Genomic DNA, 16,742 nt, shown 5'->3' on the forward strand with positions numbered 1-16,742 from the left:
TTGCCCTACGATTCAACCACCCGACGATGTGCTGCTGGCTGGTGCGTCGCCCGCTATCGCCGCCTCTAATGTGTTGTCTTCATTATGATCGTTTAACGCGTCCTGGCCCGCTCGCAGCCGGGATTCCTCATCCTGCGCTTGCGCTTCTGCCGCTAATTCCGGATTAATCTCGCGTTTGATCTCCACCCCCAGGCCACGAAAAGCTTCAGCCTGAGCCAACAGATTGCCGCGCCCACCGCTGAGTTTTTTCATCGCCTGACGGTAGTTATCCTGCGCTTTATCCAGGCTCTGACCAATCGAGGACATGTCATCAACGAACAGACGCATTTTGTCATACAGACGGCTCGCCCGCTCGGCAATCTGTTGCGCATTGCGGCTCTGATGCTCATAACGCCACAGATTGGCGACAGTGCGCAGCGCCACCAGCAGCGTGGTCGGGCTAACCAGCATAATGTTATTTTTCAACGCCTCGGTAATCAGTTCGGGCTGTCTGTCGAGCGCAATCAGAAATGCGGGCTCAACCGGAATAAACATCAGCACGTAGTCGAGGCTGCGCAGGCCGGGTAGCTGCTGATAATCTTTACGCCCCAGCAAGCGAATATGATTACGCACCGACGCAATATGCTCCTGCAGTGCGCCTTCGCGGGTAAATTCATCGTCAGCATTGAAATAACGCTCATAGGCCACCAGCGTCATTTTGGCGTCTATCACCACATCTTTACCCTGCGGTAAACGGACAATCACATCCGGTTGCATACGCGCCCGGCTGTCATTTTCAATGCTGACCTGCGTTTGGTATTCATAACCCTCCCGCAGACCGGAAGCCTCCAGCACCCGCGTCAACACCACTTCGCCCCAGTTTCCCTGCGTTTTGTTATCGCCTTTTAAGGCCCGGGTCAGGTTGATGGCTTCCTGCGCCATTTGCGCGTTGAGTTGCTGAAGATTGCGAATTTCGTGGGCCAGCGTGTGGCGTTCCCGCGCTTCCTGGCCAAAGCTCTCCTGCACCTGGCGACGAAAACCGTCAAGCTGCTCCCGCAGCGGTGTCAGCAGGCCGTTGAGACTCTGCCGGTTCTGTTCATCCACGCGGCGGTTGCTCTGCTCAAAAATACGGTTGGCGAGGTTTTCAAACTGTTCGGTCAGGCGCTGCTCGCTGCTGTGCATCTGACGCAGTTTCTCTTCCGCATGCAGTTGGGTCGATTCCAGTCGGGTGGTAACTTCGCGCAGGTCAGCCTCCAGCGAACTGTTGATGTGTTGCAGGCTACGTAGCTCGTTATTCAGCAGTTCACACTCGTTGCGCCAGTGCTCGCTTTGAGCGACCTGCTGCCGCGCGGCACTGAGTTCGCCAAAAAGATCGCGCTGCCCGGCGAGGAGCTCCGCCTGCTGTTGCGCTCCGCGCCAGCTCGCCGCCAGCCAGCCGACCACCAGGCCCACCAGCGCCAACGCCACCATAACGATGATTGAAATCTCCACCACGCCCCCTGATTACGCATCAATACAATCGGGGATTGTGCTGTATAAACGTCCAGTTTGGAAGGGCTTTTCCTGCGAGGAGGTACGCAAAAAGAAAAGGCCGAACGCGTCGGCCTGTCAAATCACAAGGGAGAGTTACAGAAGACGGCGTGCCGCTTCGACAACGATTTTCACCGCGTGGCTTTCCGTTTGCTTCATGGTTTCAGCATTCGGGATCTCCTGCTGGGTGCGGTTAACGATCACCCCGGCAACCATCCCGGCGCGCAGTCCCTGGCTGGAGCACATGGTCAGCAGCGTGGCGGATTCCATTTCATAGTTCATCACGCCCATTGACTGCCACTCTTCCATCGAACCTTTAAAACGGCTCACTACGCGACCAGAGAACGTGTCATAACGCTCCTGGCCGGGGTAGAACGTGTCGGAAGAGGCGGTCACACCGATGTGTTTGGTCGCGCCAATAGCCTCTGCCGCAGCTACCAGAGCGGTAGTACAGGAGAAGTCAGCAACTGCCGGGTACTCCATTGGCGCAAAGTGCAGGCTGGCGCCATCAAGACGCACGGAAGCGGTGGTAATCAGCACATCGCCCACGTTGATATGCGGCTGAATAGCGCCCGTTGTGCCCACACGTAAGAAAGTACGGATACCAAGCTGCGCCAGTTCTTCCACGGCGATAGAGGTTGACGGACCGCCAATACCGGTAGAGCACACGATAACCGGCTTGCCGTCGAGCTCAGCGCGCCAGCTGGTAAATTCGCGATGCGATGCCAGTTTGACCGGCTTTTCCATCAGCGCGGCGATCTTTTCCACACGCTCCGGATCGCCAGGGACGATAGCCAGCGTAGCCCCTTGTAAATCGTTTTTGGTGAGGCCGAGATGAAAAACATCAGACTTGGACATAACAGACTCCTCTGTGGTCGGTTTTATCGGAAGAGGTAAAAAGATACTTTACAGAAGGCATACGCCTGATTTCGTGACTGGCATCACCGTGAATGAAAATGTTTGCACATGTTTTCCATGAAAAAGTGATGTTAATCACATTAACATGTTACATCTGACAACTCAGCAGCAAAGATAGTCTATAGCGGGGTGATTTGCGCGCGCGACAGGCCTTCCCGACTATAGTTATTGAAGCGCTAATAAAGGGTATGGAGAATGCCATGACAACGGATAAACAGCCGGGCTTTGCACCTGCAGCTTCACCTCACGCTTCAACTATTGTACATACGCCGGAAGATGCCTTAATCGCAGGCGAAACGTCAATTCCGTCCCAGGGCGAAAATATGCCCGCTTTTCACGCACGTCCAAAACATGCCGACGCACCCTTGCCCATCGTGATTGTGGTGCAGGAGATCTTTGGCGTGCATGAACATATTCGTGATATCTGCCGCCGGCTCGCGCTGGAAGGCTACCTCGCCATTGCGCCGGAACTCTATTTCCGCCAGGGTGACGCCAATGATTTTCCCGATGTGCCGACGCTGCTCAGCGGTCTGGTCAGTAAAGTGCCGGATGCGCAGGTGCTGGCCGATCTCGATCATGTCGCCAGTTGGGCCGCGCGCAACGGCGGGAATGCTCACCAGTTGATGGTCACTGGCTTTTGCTGGGGCGGGCGCATTGCCTGGCTGTACGCGGCGCATAACCCGCAACTGAAAGCGGCTGTCGCCTGGTATGGCAAACTGGTGGGGGAGAAATCGCTGAACTCGCCGAACCATCCGGTGGATATCGCGACCGGGCTCAGCGCACCCGTACTGGGTCTGTATGGTGCGCAGGATACCGGGATCCCTGTCGACACCGTGGAAACCATGCGCCAGGCCCTGCGCGCCGCCAACGCCAATGCGGAAATCGTGGTTTACCCCGAGGCAGGGCATGCCTTTAATGCCGATTACCGCCCGAGTTATCACGAAGAGTCAGCAAAAGATGGCTGGCAGCGGATGCTGGTGTGGTTCGCGCAATACGGAAAAAAATAAGGTTATCGCGCTGGAGGTGACACATTACGCCGCCTCCAGACGCCAGCCTTGGGTCAGACGAACGGATACCGTCTGTTGCAACGGCAGTGGCGAATGATGAAACGCACTCAGTGTTTGCCCATCGTGCAAGCGCAAATCCAGCATGTACCGCTCACCCTGGTAGACACAACTCTCCACCTCCGCGCGCAACCCGTTATCAGCCACCTGCACATGCTCCGGACGGATCAGGACTTGCTGCCGCTCGCCCACGCCAAAGCCCTCATGTAACAGTGCGCTATCCAGTTGCCTGACGCCCGCAGGCGTGGCGAGTGAGAGTACACTGCCCTTGCCGATAAAGCGGGCAACCCAGGCATTGTGAGGATGCTGATACAGCGCCTGCGGCGCGCCCCACTGCTTAAGTTCACCCTGATGCATCACCGCGATATGGCTGGCTAACGCCATGGCTTCTGCCTGATCGTGCGTGACATAGACAAAGGTCGCGCCGGTACGACGATGAAACTCACGGAACGTCTGTTCCATGGTGGCTCGCAAATGGCGATCGAGGTTAGCCAATGGCTCATCCAGCAACACTATCTGTGGTTCAGAAACGAGGCAACGCGCCAGCGCCACCCGTTGCCGTTGGCCGCCGCTCAGTTCCTGCGGCGAACGCGCGGCATACGCGCCAAGCTCAACCACCTCCAGCGCCGCCATGACCTGTTTCTGCCGCGCAGCGCCTTGTACTTTACGCAGCTTCAACGGATAGCCAACATTCTCCGCCACTGTCATATGAGGCCACAGGGCATAGGACTGAAACACCATCGCCATGTCGCGCTGCTCCGGGGGCACATGGGTACGGGTATCCGCTAACAAGCGCTCCCCTAACAGCAAACGCCCTGCACTGAGTTGCTCCAGCCCGGCGAGAATGCGCAACGTAGTGGTTTTGCCGCAACCGCTCGGTCCCAGTAGCGCAGTAAACGCCCCTTGAGGAAGGGTAAGCGTTAATTCCCGCACCACGGTTTGCCCGCCGAAGACTTTACTTAAGCGCTCCAGTCTCAGTTCTGCCATGGGATCACTCCTTTGGGGAAGTAGCGACCAAGCGCGCTCAACAACAGCATCACTATGGCGATCAGCGCCACGACCAATACAGAAATCGCGGAGGCCAGCACCTTATTGCCGCTTTCATCAAGGTTAAAAATCACCACGCCGAGCGTCTCTTTCCCGGCACTCCATAACAACGCCGACACGGTCAGTTCATTTACGGCGGTCAAAAAGACCAGCAACGCCCCGGCAAACGCCGCAGGTGCCAGCAACGGCAGCACAATATGGCGTAGCCGTTGAGAGAAGTTCGCCCCCGCCAGACTGGCGGCCTCTTCCATGGCCGGATCCAGTTGCAACATACTGCTGTGCACAGGTTTCAGGCATACCGTCAGAAAACGTGCAAGATACGCAAACAGGATAATCGTCAGCGTCCCGCTCAGGCTGATATCCAGCAGCGGTAATGGGCGGGTGAACAGTAAAATGCAGGCAATCGCCAGTACCACACCAGGAAGCGTATAGGGAATGTCGATCAGACTGTGCAGCCAGCGCAGCGCACGGTTGGGATAGCGCACCAGCAGCCATGCCAGCGGCAAGCTCAGCAGCATCAACATAACGGCGGCGGAAACAGACAAAAAAAGACTGTTGGTCAGTGCCCGCCAGGTGGCACTCTGCACATCGAAAATACCGCGCCAGGCCGCGAAGGTGATCGTATCGCGATTCAGCGGCACGCCCAGCGTGGGGACCAACGACGTGACGATCAACGCCAACAGCGGCGCGAGCAGAATGGCGCACAATACTCCCGCCAGCAGAGCTTCCGTGGCCAGCCGCCATTTACCCAGCGTAAAACCGAGCGCCCGTCCGGCCATGCCGATCAGCGGCAAGGCATAACGCCGCTGCATATGCCCTTGCAGGGTGACAATCCCTATTGCTACACCCCCCATCAGCACCGACAGCGCGGCGACATCATTGAGCATGGAGGGGCCAAAACTGGAAAGCGTCTGGTAGATATGCACAGGCAGCACAAAATACGAGATGGGGATCCCCAGCATCGCCGGAATGCCAAAATTCCCAAGCGCAGAGACAAATGCAATCGCCGCACCGGCCCACAGTGCAGTGCGGCACAAGGGCAATACCATATCGAAAAAGACCCGCCACAGCGACGCGCCGTGTAAGCGTGCAGCTTCAATATGCTCTTTCGGCAGCGACTGTAACTGCGTGCGCAGCGCCAGAAATACCAGCGGCGCGTGCTGAATACCAAGCAGGAGCGCAATCCCTTCAGCCGAGTAGAGCGGATTGGCACTGCCAAAACCAGGCGCCCACCCGAGGCTATTGAGCAAAATGCTCCCCGGCCCAAACAGTTGTAGCCAGCTCAGGGCGGTGACCTGCGGGGGGATCATCATCGGCAGCATAAACAGAAATACCCACAACTGTTTAATACGGATGTCGGTCAACGCCAGGCAAAAGGCGAACAGGCCGCCCAGCAGCAGAGAAAGCAGCGTACCCAGCCCGCTGGTATAGACGCTGTGCCAGAGCGCAGCCCAGGTTGCCGGGTTGCTTAGCACGCGCCATAAACTGCTGTCGCTGCCCTGTCGCCAGTCAAGCAGCGCAGAGAGCAACAAGCGCAGACTCGGCAATACGCTGAGCAAGGCGACAAGGCATAATAATAGCCATATCAGCCCCTTACCCGGGCCGCTACCCGCGTTCTGGCGCAGCGTCATACTGGTCATCCGTTAGCGATTTCCAAACAAGTCGGCAAAGCGTTTTTTGTTGGCTTCTGTATCCGCCAGCGCTTTTACCGCATCGAAAGGCATTAATTTGATGCTGTCTCGTGGCGGGAAACCGGCGGGTACCGGCAGTGCGGCATCAGCAGGTAGATATCCCTGTTGCAGCACCAGTTTTTGCCCCTCGTCAGAGAGCACAAAGTCGATAAACGCTTTTGCTCCCTCAGGGTTTTTCGCGCCTTTCAGCATCGCTACTGGCTCAGTGACGATACTGACGCCCTCTTTCGGGAACACAAACTCAATTGGCGCACCTTTGGCTTTTTCGCGGATTGCCATGTAATCCACCAGTACGCCATACGCTTTGCTGCCGGAAGTGATGGCGCTCATCACTGCGCCGTTACCGTTCTGCGGCATAGCGCCATTTTCTTTCAGCTTTTCGTAGTAGCCCCAACCCAACGCAGGATCCGTCATCAGCGTCGCCTGATGAATTTGCGCCGCGCCGGAGTAAAGCGGGCTGGGCAAGGTGGTCATGTTTTTTAGTTCAGGTTTGAGCAAATCCTGCCAGGAGGTCGGTTTGACCGGGGCTTTGCTGTGATACGCAATGCCGGTGGTGATCAGTTTTGTGCCGTAGTAATAACCTTCTTTATCATAGAGTTGCGCAGCGAATCGCGCAGCCTGCGGCGAAGAATAAGGGGCCAGCAAGTGTTGTTGTTTCAGGGACTCCATGGTGACACTGTCGGCAATCAACAGCACATCCGGCGCAGCGCCTCCGGCAGCGAGTTCTGCTTGCAGGCGGGCAATGAGTTTGCTGGTTCCATCGCGGATCCATTTCACTTCCATGTCCGGGTGCGCTTTTTCGAAAGCGCTGACGGTAACCTGCGCATCTTCCGTCGGTTGGCTGGTGTAGAGGGTCAACGTGGATTTCGCAAAAGCCGATGTGCTCATGATCGCCAACAACAGTGCCGTTAACGCCTTTTTTTTACTCATGGTTCATCCCCTTTGTTTTCGTTGCGACGATTAAAACAAGGGAATTTGACAGAAATGTTACTGACGGGATGTTAATGCACGACGGAAATAACGCGTCGCCGGTTTTACAACAGGCGACGCGGGAAGGCTTAGGCCTGGCGCAGGTTCTGCGCCGCTTTCACCATGTTTGCCAGCGCACTGCGCGTTTCCGGCCAGCCACGGGTTTTCAGACCGCAATCCGGGTTCACCCACAGACGCTCCGCCGGAATGCGCTGCGCCGCTTTCTGCAACAGCGCTTCAATCCACTCTACACTTGGCACATTTGGCGAGTGAATGTCATACACGCCCGGTCCGATTTCGTTCGGGTATTCGAACTCTTCGAACGACTCCAGCAACTCCATATCAGAACGCGAGGTTTCAATGGTGATTACGTCCGCATCCAGCGCCGCGATAGAATCCATGATGTCATTGAACTCGCAGTAACACATGTGGGTGTGGATCTGCGTGTCATCTTTCGCCACTGCGGCGTTGATACGAAACGCTTCTACGCCCCAGGCCAGATACGCATCCCAGTCGCTGCGGCGCAACGGCAAACCTTCACGCAGTGCCGGTTCGTCGATTTGAATGATGCCGATGCCCGCCGCTTCCAGATCCGCCACTTCATCACGTAACGCCAGGGCAATCTGTTTGGCAATGGTTTCGCGGCTCACATCTTCACGCGGGAACGACCAGCAGAGAATGGTAACCGGACCGGTCAGCATGCCTTTTACCGGTTTGTCAGTCAGTGACTGCGCATACTTCGCCCACTCCACCGTGATCGCTTCCGGGCGGCTCACATCGCCGATCACGACAGGGGGTTTGACGCAGCGGGAGCCGTAGCTCTGTACCCAGCCGTTTTGTGTGAAGACAAAACCGTCCAGATGCTCGCCAAAGTACTCCACCATGTCATTACGCTCGGCTTCACCGTGTACCAGTACATCCAGACCAAGACGCTCCTGCTCCACAATGGCCTGTTTGATATGTTCGGCAATGCCGGTGCGGTAGTTGCCCGCATCCAAACGTCCCTGTTTGAAATCCAGACGCAGACCGCGGATCTCGGTCGTCTGCGGGAATGACCCGATAGTCGTGGTCGGCCATGCAGGCAGGTTAAAGCGCTGGCGCTGCGCCTGCGCACGCCTGGCGTACGGGTTGCCGCGCTGGCTGTCCTGCGCGGTGATCGCCGCCAGACGCCTGGCCACCGCCGGGTTATGCACACGGGTGGAGTGGCGACGCGCCTGGATCGGGGCGCTCCATTCATCCAATTGTTCTGTGTTGCCGCTGTTCAGCGCATCACGCAGCAGCGCCAGCTCCTGGCATTTTTGCAGCGCAAAGGCAAACCAGCTCTTCACTTCCGCATCAAGTCGCGTCTCTACGCTCAGATCGATCGGGCTGTGCAGCAACGAGCAAGAGGACGCTACCCACAGCGCACGCTGGCCGACAATGTCTTTAATTTGCGCGTATTTTTCCGTCAGATCGGCGCGCCAGACGTTACGACCATTCACCAAACCGGCGGAGAGCAACCAGTCGGTCGGCAAACGTGTGTGCAGTTCAGCAACATTGTCGTTGCCGTGCACCAGATCGACATGCAGACCCTGCACCGGCAGCGCGGTGATGACGTCAAGGTTCGGGGTCACGCCTTCAAAGTAGGTAGTCAGCAGCAATTTCACCTGACCTGCCAGCACGTCGTAAGCCGGTTTGAAGGCGTCCAGCCACGCCTGTGGCAACTCCAGCACCAGTGCGGGCTCATCAATCTGTACCCACTCAATACCGCGTTTCGCCAGTTCCGCGAGTACCTGTTTGTAAACCGGCAGAATGTCTGCCAGCAGGCTCAGACGGTCAAACTGTTCACCTTTGACTTTGCCCAGCCACAGATACGTGACCGGCCCCAGTAGTACAGGTTTGATCTTGTGGCCCAGCGCCAGCGCTTCATCGACTTCATCCAGTAACTGAGTCCAGGTCAGTTTAAACTGCTGGCCTTTACTGAATTCCGGCACCATGTAGTGGTAGTTGGTGTTAAACCATTTGGTCATTTCGGCGGCCGCAGCTGGCTCGCCAGTGGGTGCGCGACCGCGGCCAATGCGGAACAGGGTGTCGATATCAACAGAGCCGTCGTTGTTCTGATGACGAGCCGGCACGTTGCCTAACAGCAGGCTGGTGGTCAGAACATGGTCGTACCAGGCAAAGTCGCCTACCGGCAGCAGATCGATGCCTGCGGCTTTTTGCTGCTCCCAGTGACGGGCGCGCAGTTCGCGACCTACCGCCAGCAGTTCTTCACGGGTGGCGTTACCCGCCCAGTAGCTTTCTTGCGCTTTTTTCAACTCGCGACGCAGGCCAACGCGAGGGAAACCGAGGGTGTGATTAAGAATTGTCATTTTTAGCCTCTTCAATAGGTTAATCCAAAGTATTTCGGATTAAGGGAAGGCGGCAAACTCAGGGAGCCCCAGGAGCTTACTCAAGTAAGTGACTGGGGGACGTGAGTGAAGCCAACGCACCATTAATTCGAAAGACGAAGGATTTTGGACGTCCAGATGTTTACACATCTATAATTCGCAAGTACTGTATATTCCTCAAGCGCAAATTGTTCATGCCGGAGTGAAGGACTTTCATGATCGAGATTAAACACCTGAAAACGCTACAGGCGTTACGGAACAGCGGGTCGCTTGCGGCGGCGGCGGCGACGCTGCACCAGACGCAATCCGCCCTTTCCCACCAGTTCAGCGATCTGGAACAACGCCTTGGCTTCCGGCTCTTTGTCCGTAAAAGCCAGCCATTACGCTTTACGCCGCAGGGAGAGATCCTGCTGCAACTGGCCAATCAGGTGCTGCCGCAAATCAGTCGCGCGCTGCAATCCTGCAATGAACCGCAGCAAACCACGCTGCGTATCGCGATTGAATGCCATAGCTGTATCCAGTGGCTTACGCCAGCGCTTGAGAACTTCCGCCAGCACTGGCCGCAGGTTGAGATGGATTTCAAATCCGGTGTGACGTTTGATCCGCAGCCTGCGCTGCAACAGGGCGAATTGGATCTGGTGATGACGTCAGACATCCTGCCGCGCAGCGGTCTACACTATTCGCCGATGTTTGATTTTGAGGTGCGATTGGTAGTGGCACCGGATCATCCACTGGCGGCGAAAGCGCGCATCACGCCGGATGATATCGCTGGCGAAACGCTGTTGATCTACCCGGTGCAGCGCAGCCGCCTTGATATCTGGCGTCATTTTCTGCAACCGGCTGGCATCAGTCCGTCGCTCAAAAGCGTGGATAACACATTACTGCTGATTCAGATGGTGGCCGCCCGCATGGGGATAGCAGCGTTGCCGCACTGGGTCGTGGAGAGTTTTGAACGCCAGGGTCTGGTGGTGACCAAAACCCTGGGTGAAGGATTGTGGAGCCGGTTGTACGCTGCCGTACGCGATGGCGAGCAGCGTCAGCCGATTACGGAAGCGTTTATTCGCTCAGCGCGGAACCACGCTTGCGATCATCTGCCGTTTGTGCGGAGCGCGGAGCGACCCAACGCCGATGCACCCACAGCGAGGCCATTATCACCGCACCACCCATAATAAAACTCGGCCAGTGCGGCTGTTCCTGCCAGATAGCCAGATTCACTAATAACCCGGCGGGAACATGCACATTGTTCATAATGCCGAGCGTACCGGCGTCTACCTGGGTGGCGCCGTAGTTCCACATAAAGTAACCCAGCCCGGACGCCACCACTCCCAGCCAGACCAGTACGCTCCACTGCAACGTCGTCGTCGGCAATTTCTGCGGGTTGCCCAGTACAAACCACGCGATAATCGCCACCACAAACGCACCGAGATAGAACCAGGCAAAGGCGTTATGCTGCGGCATCGGGCGCGTCTCCATCAGGCGTTTATAACCCACCATGCCGATGGCGAAGCTGATGTTCGCCAGTTGCACCAGAATCAGTCCCACCCAGAAGTGATCGCTCACTTTGTCGTAGCGGATGATCGCCGCACCAATCACCGCCAGCCCGGCGCTCAGTGCGTAGCTCCAGCGCAGCCCGCGCTTGCTCAACAGATCGTAAATCAGGGTGATATACAGCGGCGTAAAGACCGTAAACAGCAGGAATTCAGACACGGTCAGATAGAGATACGCCTGGAAGCTGAACAGATACATAATGCCCAGTTGCAACGCCCCCACCAGCATATACAGCCCGAGGGTTTTCAGGCTGTGCCCACGCGCGCGCAGGAACGGTAAAAATACCAGTGCCGCCAGTCCCACACGCATCAGCACGGAGAAGTAGCTGTCGACATGGCCGGCCAGGTATTCGCCAATCAGGCTAAAGGAAAAGGCCCACAGGATCGTGGTGATAATCAGTAACGCCACAATGAATATCTCGCAGAAGAGTGAACACACATTGTAGCGAACTCAGTTGTGCAAAGTTTGAGTTTTTAGTTGACGTGTGGTTAATAAGCAACCACACGTCAATATTAATCAATCAAGGAACAACTTGCGCAGATAATTCGGGACGGCGTTGTCGGCATTGGTGCCGATCACTTCAAGCTCCGGATGCAACTCTTTCAGGCGCTGATGAGCATTGCCCATAATGCAGCCTTTGCCCGCCATGGACAGCATCTCGGCATCGTTCATGCCGTCGCCAAACGCGATGCACTCTTTCAGGCTGTAACCCAGCGCACCAGCCACCGCTTCCAGGGCATGCCCCTTCGAAACGCCGCCCGCCATCACTTCCAGACAGGTCAGGGTAGAGAAACTGACGTTCACGCGATCGCCCCAGCGTGCGTTAATCGCCTGCTCCAGCGGCAGCAATTTTTCATGGCTTTCGCAGGTGAAAAAGACTTTGCTGATACCGTCTGTCTCCAGCATTCCGGGTTCATACAGGGAGTACTGGAACACCGCCTCTTTAAAAAAGCGCATCTCGTCAGGGCGGTGACGGTTCATAAACCACTCATCATCGCGATAGACGTTAGTCACAATATCCGGTTCGTTATGCACCACACCAAACAGGTCGGCGGCAATATCGCGATCCAGATTGTGGGTAAAGACCAGATGGCCGTCGGTATCATGCACGCGCGCGCCGTTAGAGGTAATCATATAGGCTTTGATGCCCAGATTATCGCGGATTTGCCCGACATCCACATGATGGCGGCCGGTAGCAAAAACAAAATTGACGCCACGCGCGGTCAGCAGTTTTAACGTTTCTTTGGCGAAAGGCGACAGTGTGTGGTCGGGGGAGAGCAAGGTACCATCTAAATCAGACGCAACAACCTGGTACATAAGAAAATTTAACCTCAATAAGTCATCAGTTATGCCGGTCGAAAAATTCGACGATGGCGTTGAGCGCGACCGAGCGCATAGCGTCCTTTTCAAAAAGGATCTCATGGTACGCGCCTTGAATGACAAGCGGTTTGCCTCCTTCACAGGGGTGGCCTGCCGCGGCGCGAATGTCGCAGAAGCGTTGCAACATGCGGTTATCCACCACATGCTCCTCTTCTGCCTGAACGATCAGTGTTGGGGTGGTATCTTTTTCCGCACCCGCCAGCGCCTGTTCACCCGCCTGAATGCCTTCCCGCACCCAGTGCCAGGTCGGCCCGCCCACGCGGAGCTTCGGCTCATCGGCATAAAAACGCAGGTTACGCCGGTAGCGCTCACGACTGTGCGTCAGCACGTTAATGGCGAAGGGCAACGCGCGCCAGCTCCCGGTACCGATGGCATAGCCCTCGCGGATACTGCGGTAACTCTCCGCCCAGTCGAGCAAGGGGCGCACCATCCAGTCAGGAAGATGAATGATAATGCCGAACATGGGCGCACACAGCGCAATGGCGTCACACGCCTGTGGATAGCGCTGTAAAAAGAGTTCAGCAATCGCGCCGCCCATGGAGTGCGCCAGAATATAGCGTTTACGCCACGACCCGCTGGCGACTTCCTGATCCCAGAAGGCCGCCAAATCATCGACATAATCGCTAAAATTAACCACATGGCCACGGTGCGTATCCGCCAGCATTCGCCCAGAACGTCCCTGACCGCGATGATCGAGAATCAGCACATCAAAACCGAGGTGGAACAGGTCGTACGCCAGTTCCGCATACTTCACATAACTTTCTATACGGCCAGGGCAAACGACAATCAAACGATCGTTGCCCTGCGCGCGAAACCGGACAAAACGCACCGGCACATCATCCACACCGGTAAACTCCGCCTCTTCACGCGAGCGCCAGAAGTCCATCAGTGGCCCCATGGTAAAAGCCGCGAACGCTTTTTCTCTGGTTTCCCATGCTGTTTTTTGCCGAAACATTGGGATTTCGCCCCTGTTAGCCATGTAAAATCGTTTTTTTGTGACCAATAGCAAATTCCGCTGACAATAGCGTATTGTGGCATAAAAACAGACATCCAGGGAGTTTCTCATGACCTTCGAATGGTGGTTTGCCTACCTGCTGACATCTTTAATCCTGAGCCTGTCCCCCGGTTCTGGCGCAATCAATACCATGACCACCTCCATCAACCATGGCTATCGCGGCGCGGCAGCATCCATTGCCGGGTTGCAAACCGGTTTAGGCATTCATATTGTGCTGGTTGGCGTGGGGCTGGGAACACTGTTCTCCCGTTCAGTGCTGGCGTTCGAGGTGTTGAAATGGGCGGGCGCAGCGTACCTGATTTGGCTGGGGATCCAGCAATGGCGCGCCGCAGGCGCTATCGACCTCAATACGCTGGCGCAAACCCAGTCGCGCGGGCGTCTGTTTAAGCGGGCGGTGTTTGTGAACCTGACCAACCCGAAAAGCATCGTATTTCTTGCCGCGCTGTTCCCACAGTTTATTGTGCCAAACCAGCCACAGGTGATGCAGTATGTGGTACTCGGCGTCACAACCATTGTGGTGGATATTATCGTGATGATTGGTTATGCCACGCTGGCGCAGCGCATCGCGGTATGGATCAAAGGTCCGCATCAAATGAAAGCGCTGAACAAGGTATTTGGTTCGCTGTTTATGCTGGTCGGCGCGCTGCTGGCCTCCGCAAGGCACGCCTGAACATGATGCCCGGTGGCGCAACGCTAACCGGGCAAAACGGGCTTAACGAGAGATGATCAGATGAATGCCGAAACCGGCGAACAGCGCACCGGCGAAACCGTCGATCCACTTCGCCAGACGCTGATAACCACGACGGATCTTCGGCAAGGCGAACAGACTAGCCACCACAGTAAACCAGGCGAATGTTTCCAGCGCAATCAGCACAAAGATGCCCCAACGCGCGCCCGCGCCTACGCTGTCACCGACAAACAGCGAAAACACCGAACCAAAATAGATGATCGCTTTCGGGTTAGCGAGGTTAGTGAGTAAGCCTTTCATAAAGCTGCGACCGCTGGCCGCCAGCTCAACCTGCGGCACATCGCCGCTTTTCTGTTCTTTTTTCAGCGCCCCACGCAGCATCTGATAACCCATCCAGCACAGGTACAAGCCGCCGCCCACCATAATGATGTTATGCAGCCAGGCCATTTTTTCGAGGATCAGGTTCAGCCCGAGCAGCGCCACGCCAGCCCAGACCATGACACCGGTGGTAATACCGAGTACGCCCATCATCGCTTCTTTACGCGAGCGGCTCACGGCAGTTTGAGAGACGAAGAAGAAATCCGGACCGGGGCTCATCAGTGCAACAATGTGCACAAGCGCAACGGTGAGAAATAGCATCAACATAGATAACTCGCGGGGAAAGAGTTCAGTGAGTCATTATCCTCGCACTTTTCCTGCGGGCTGACTACTCCTCTTCACCGTCGACATGGGCACGGATTAGCGCCATAAATTCCTGCCCGAAACGTTCGAGCTTACGCGTTCCCACGCCGTTCACGCTGAGCATTTCCCCGGGCGAGAGCGGCATCTGCTCAGCCATTTCAATCAGCGTAGCATCGTTAAATACGACATACGGTGGAATATTCTCTTCGTCGGCAATGGCCTTACGCAGTTTACGTAATTTGGCAAACAGCTTGCGATCATAGTTACCCACGGCCGCTTTTTGCATGACTTTTGACTTCAGCGCCGCCATACGCGGCACGGCCAGCATCAGCGGTACATCCGCGCGCAATATCGGTCGCGCGGCCTCGGTGAGTTGCAGCGCGGAGTGCTGGGCGATGTTCTGCGTGGCGAAGCCTAAATGGATCAACTGGCGGATCACGCTGACCCAATGCTCATGGCTATGATCGCGCCCGATCCCGTAAACCGGTAATTTGTCGTGCCCCATTTCGCGGATCCGCTGATTATTGGCGCCGCGCAGCACTTCCACCACGTACCCCATCCCAAAGCGCTGGTTCACGCGATAAATCGCCGACAGCGCTTTTTGCGCGTCCTGCAAACCGTCATACTGCCGTGGTGGGTCGAGACAAATATCACAGTTGCCGCACGGCTCCTGTCGCCCTTCGCCAAAGTAATTCAGCAGCACCAAACGGCGGCAGGTTTGCGCTTCAGCAAACGCGCCCATCGCATTAAGTTTATGCCGTTCAATATCCTGTAACGGCCCGGCGGGTTTCTCCTCCAGGCAGCGACGCAGCCATGCCATATCCGCCGGATCGTAAAACAGCATCGCTTCCGCTGGCAGGCCGTCTCGCCCGGCGCGGCCTGTTTCCTGATAATAGGATTCGATATTTCGCGGAATGTCGAAATGCACCACAAAACGGACGTTGGGTTTATTGATGCCCATCCCGAACGCCACCGTCGCCACCACGATTTGCAGATCGTCGCGCTGGAACTGCTCCTGCACGCGTGCACGCACATCGTTCTCCAGACCCGCATGGTAGGCTGCGGCGCTAAAACCGCGGCTTTGCAGACGCGCGGCGGTGTCTTCCACTTTCGCGCGACTGTTGCAGTAAATAATGCCGGATTTGCCGCGTTGCTCCTGCACATAGCGCAGGAGTTGATCAAGCGGCTTGAATTTTTCCATCAGCATGTAGCGGATGTTAGGACGATCGAAGCTGCTAACCTGAATAAGCGGGTTGTTAAGCCCCAGAAGGTTAACAATATCGCGGCGGGTCGTGTCGTCTGCGGTGGCGGTCAGTGCCATAAACGGCACGGCGGGGAGCATCTGGCGCAACTGACCCAGCGCAGCGTATTCCGGGCGGAAATCGTGCCCCCATTGGGAAATACAGTGTGCTTCATCCACCGCCAGCAATACCGGGTTCCACTGGCGAAGCTGATCCAGGAAGTTGTCGAGCATCAGCCGTTCGGGGGCGATATACAACAACCGGATATGCCCGTTGCGACACCCTGCGAGTACCTCAAGCTGCTGCTCGCGGCTTTGCGTTGAATTCAGGCACGCCGCCGCCACGCCATTGGCAAGGAGTTGATCGACCTGGTCTTTCATCAATGAGATCAGCGGCGATACCACCACCGTCAGGCCATCCAATACCAGCGCCGGGATCTGATAGCACAGCGATTTCCCGCCGCCTGTCGGCATCACCACCAGGCAGTCGCGACCGCCAAGCACCGTATCGATGATGTCCTGTTGGCCCGGGCGGAACTGCTGGTAGCCAAAGGTTTCCTGCAAAACCTGTTTAGCCAGCGATTCCTGATTCAATACTTCCGCCTGCGCCACAATGACCCCAT

At 56.4% G+C, this 16,742-nt stretch carries 14 protein-coding genes; 3 read left to right on the forward strand and 11 right to left on the reverse strand.

Annotated elements, in window-relative coordinates; all coding sequences use genetic code 11:
• Nucleotides 1-12 precede the first annotated feature (12 nt).
• Both rmuC and udp read right to left on the reverse strand, forming a co-directional pair.
• Nucleotides 13-1,449 (reverse strand): DNA recombination protein RmuC, encoded by a 1,437-nt coding sequence (gene rmuC, locus O9K67_RS23505; protein ID WP_408612879.1) that lies wholly within the window; start codon nucleotides 1,447-1,449, stop codon nucleotides 13-15.
• Between the two features lie 156 nt (nucleotides 1,450-1,605).
• On the reverse strand, nucleotides 1,606-2,367 hold the full coding sequence (udp, locus tag O9K67_RS23510) for a uridine phosphorylase (RefSeq protein ID WP_061499091.1): 762 nt from the start codon (nucleotides 2,365-2,367) through the stop codon (nucleotides 1,606-1,608).
• Nucleotides 2,368-2,627: 260 nt separating this feature from the next.
• On the opposite strand from udp, the gene O9K67_RS23515 reads away from it, so the two are divergent.
• The gene (locus O9K67_RS23515; protein ID WP_061499093.1) at nucleotides 2,628-3,434 is read left to right on the forward strand and encodes a dienelactone hydrolase family protein; all 807 of its coding nucleotides are present in this window, start codon (nucleotides 2,628-2,630) and stop codon (nucleotides 3,432-3,434) included.
• 24 nt (nucleotides 3,435-3,458) lie between these two features.
• On the opposite strand, the gene O9K67_RS23520 is transcribed toward O9K67_RS23515, so the two are convergent.
• From O9K67_RS23520 to metE, 4 genes are all read right to left on the reverse strand, one after another.
• Entirely contained in the window at nucleotides 3,459-4,478 is a 1,020-nt protein-coding gene (locus tag O9K67_RS23520) for an ABC transporter ATP-binding protein (RefSeq protein ID WP_061499096.1), read from the reverse strand.
• Nucleotides 4,466-6,169, reverse strand: a complete 1,704-nt coding sequence (locus tag O9K67_RS23525) for an ABC transporter permease (RefSeq protein ID WP_061499099.1) — start codon at nucleotides 6,167-6,169, stop codon at nucleotides 4,466-4,468. Before O9K67_RS23525 ends, O9K67_RS23520 begins: the two co-directional genes overlap by 13 nt.
• A gap of 12 nt (nucleotides 6,170-6,181) precedes the next feature.
• On the reverse strand, nucleotides 6,182-7,159 hold the full coding sequence (locus O9K67_RS23530) for an ABC transporter substrate-binding protein (RefSeq protein WP_061499101.1): 978 nt from the start codon (nucleotides 7,157-7,159) through the stop codon (nucleotides 6,182-6,184).
• A 128-nt stretch (nucleotides 7,160-7,287) separates the two neighbouring features.
• Entirely contained in the window at nucleotides 7,288-9,549 is a 2,262-nt protein-coding gene (gene metE / locus O9K67_RS23535) for a 5-methyltetrahydropteroyltriglutamate--homocysteine S-methyltransferase (protein ID WP_061499104.1), read from the reverse strand.
• Nucleotides 9,550-9,782: 233 nt separating this feature from the next.
• Between metE and metR the strand changes: the two genes are divergently transcribed.
• A complete protein-coding gene (metR, locus tag O9K67_RS23540; RefSeq protein WP_071890644.1) occupies nucleotides 9,783-10,736 on the forward strand; it encodes an HTH-type transcriptional regulator MetR in 954 nt (317 codons plus the stop codon).
• On the opposite strand, the gene O9K67_RS23545 is transcribed toward metR, so the two are convergent.
• The 3 genes from O9K67_RS23545 to pldB form a co-directional block, all read right to left on the reverse strand.
• Nucleotides 10,624-11,523 carry a carboxylate/amino acid/amine transporter gene (locus tag O9K67_RS23545; RefSeq protein WP_061499111.1) on the reverse strand — a complete coding sequence of 300 codons (900 nt, stop codon included), beginning with the start codon at nucleotides 11,521-11,523 and terminating at the stop codon, nucleotides 10,624-10,626. The genes metR and O9K67_RS23545 overlap by 113 nt on opposite strands.
• A gap of 108 nt (nucleotides 11,524-11,631) precedes the next feature.
• Complete coding sequence (gene yigL / locus O9K67_RS23550) at nucleotides 11,632-12,432, reverse strand: sugar/pyridoxal phosphate phosphatase YigL (RefSeq protein ID WP_061499114.1); 801 nt, start codon at nucleotides 12,430-12,432, stop codon at nucleotides 11,632-11,634.
• Between the two features lie 25 nt (nucleotides 12,433-12,457).
• Nucleotides 12,458-13,450, reverse strand: coding sequence for a lysophospholipase L2 (gene pldB, locus O9K67_RS23555; RefSeq protein ID WP_061499118.1), 993 nt, complete (start codon nucleotides 13,448-13,450; stop codon nucleotides 12,458-12,460).
• A gap of 109 nt (nucleotides 13,451-13,559) precedes the next feature.
• Between pldB and rhtB the strand changes: the two genes are divergently transcribed.
• On the forward strand, nucleotides 13,560-14,180 hold the full coding sequence (rhtB, locus tag O9K67_RS23560) for a homoserine/homoserine lactone efflux protein (protein ID WP_061499120.1): 621 nt from the start codon (nucleotides 13,560-13,562) through the stop codon (nucleotides 14,178-14,180).
• Between the two features lie 42 nt (nucleotides 14,181-14,222).
• Here rhtB and rhtC read toward each other — a convergent pair whose 3' ends face one another.
• Together rhtC and recQ are read right to left on the reverse strand one after the other, a co-directional pair.
• A complete protein-coding gene (rhtC, locus tag O9K67_RS23565) occupies nucleotides 14,223-14,843 on the reverse strand; it encodes a threonine export protein RhtC (RefSeq protein ID WP_061499123.1) in 621 nt (206 codons plus the stop codon).
• 61 nt (nucleotides 14,844-14,904) lie between these two features.
• Entirely contained in the window at nucleotides 14,905-16,731 is a 1,827-nt protein-coding gene (recQ, locus tag O9K67_RS23570) for an ATP-dependent DNA helicase RecQ (RefSeq protein WP_061499127.1), read from the reverse strand.
• Nucleotides 16,732-16,742: the final 11 nt, after the last annotated feature.

Source organism: Kosakonia oryzendophytica (genome assembly GCF_027886705.1).
Taxonomy (GTDB): Bacteria; Pseudomonadota; Gammaproteobacteria; order Enterobacterales; family Enterobacteriaceae; genus Kosakonia; species Kosakonia oryzendophytica.

Coding starts and splice junctions, on each gene's coding strand:
- rmuC (WP_408612879.1), bottom strand. CDS start 1,449: ATGGTGGCGTTGGCGCTGGTGGGCCTGGTGGTCGGCTGGCTGGCGGCG.
- udp (WP_061499091.1), bottom strand. CDS start 2,367: ATGTCCAAGTCTGATGTTTTTCATCTCGGCCTCACCAAAAACGATTTA.
- O9K67_RS23515 (WP_061499093.1), top strand. CDS start 2,628: ATGACAACGGATAAACAGCCGGGCTTTGCACCTGCAGCTTCACCTCAC.
- O9K67_RS23520 (WP_061499096.1), bottom strand. CDS start 4,478: ATGGCAGAACTGAGACTGGAGCGCTTAAGTAAAGTCTTCGGCGGGCAA.
- O9K67_RS23525 (WP_061499099.1), bottom strand. CDS start 6,169: ATGACGCTGCGCCAGAACGCGGGTAGCGGCCCGGGTAAGGGGCTGATA.
- O9K67_RS23530 (WP_061499101.1), bottom strand. CDS start 7,159: ATGAGTAAAAAAAAGGCGTTAACGGCACTGTTGTTGGCGATCATGAGC.
- metE (WP_061499104.1), bottom strand. CDS start 9,549: ATGACAATTCTTAATCACACCCTCGGTTTCCCTCGCGTTGGCCTGCGT.
- metR (WP_071890644.1), top strand. CDS start 9,783: ATGATCGAGATTAAACACCTGAAAACGCTACAGGCGTTACGGAACAGC.
- yigL (WP_061499114.1), bottom strand. CDS start 12,432: ATGTACCAGGTTGTTGCGTCTGATTTAGATGGTACCTTGCTCTCCCCC.
- pldB (WP_061499118.1), bottom strand. CDS start 13,450: ATGTTTCGGCAAAAAACAGCATGGGAAACCAGAGAAAAAGCGTTCGCG.
- rhtB (WP_061499120.1), top strand. CDS start 13,560: ATGACCTTCGAATGGTGGTTTGCCTACCTGCTGACATCTTTAATCCTG.
- rhtC (WP_061499123.1), bottom strand. CDS start 14,843: ATGTTGATGCTATTTCTCACCGTTGCGCTTGTGCACATTGTTGCACTG.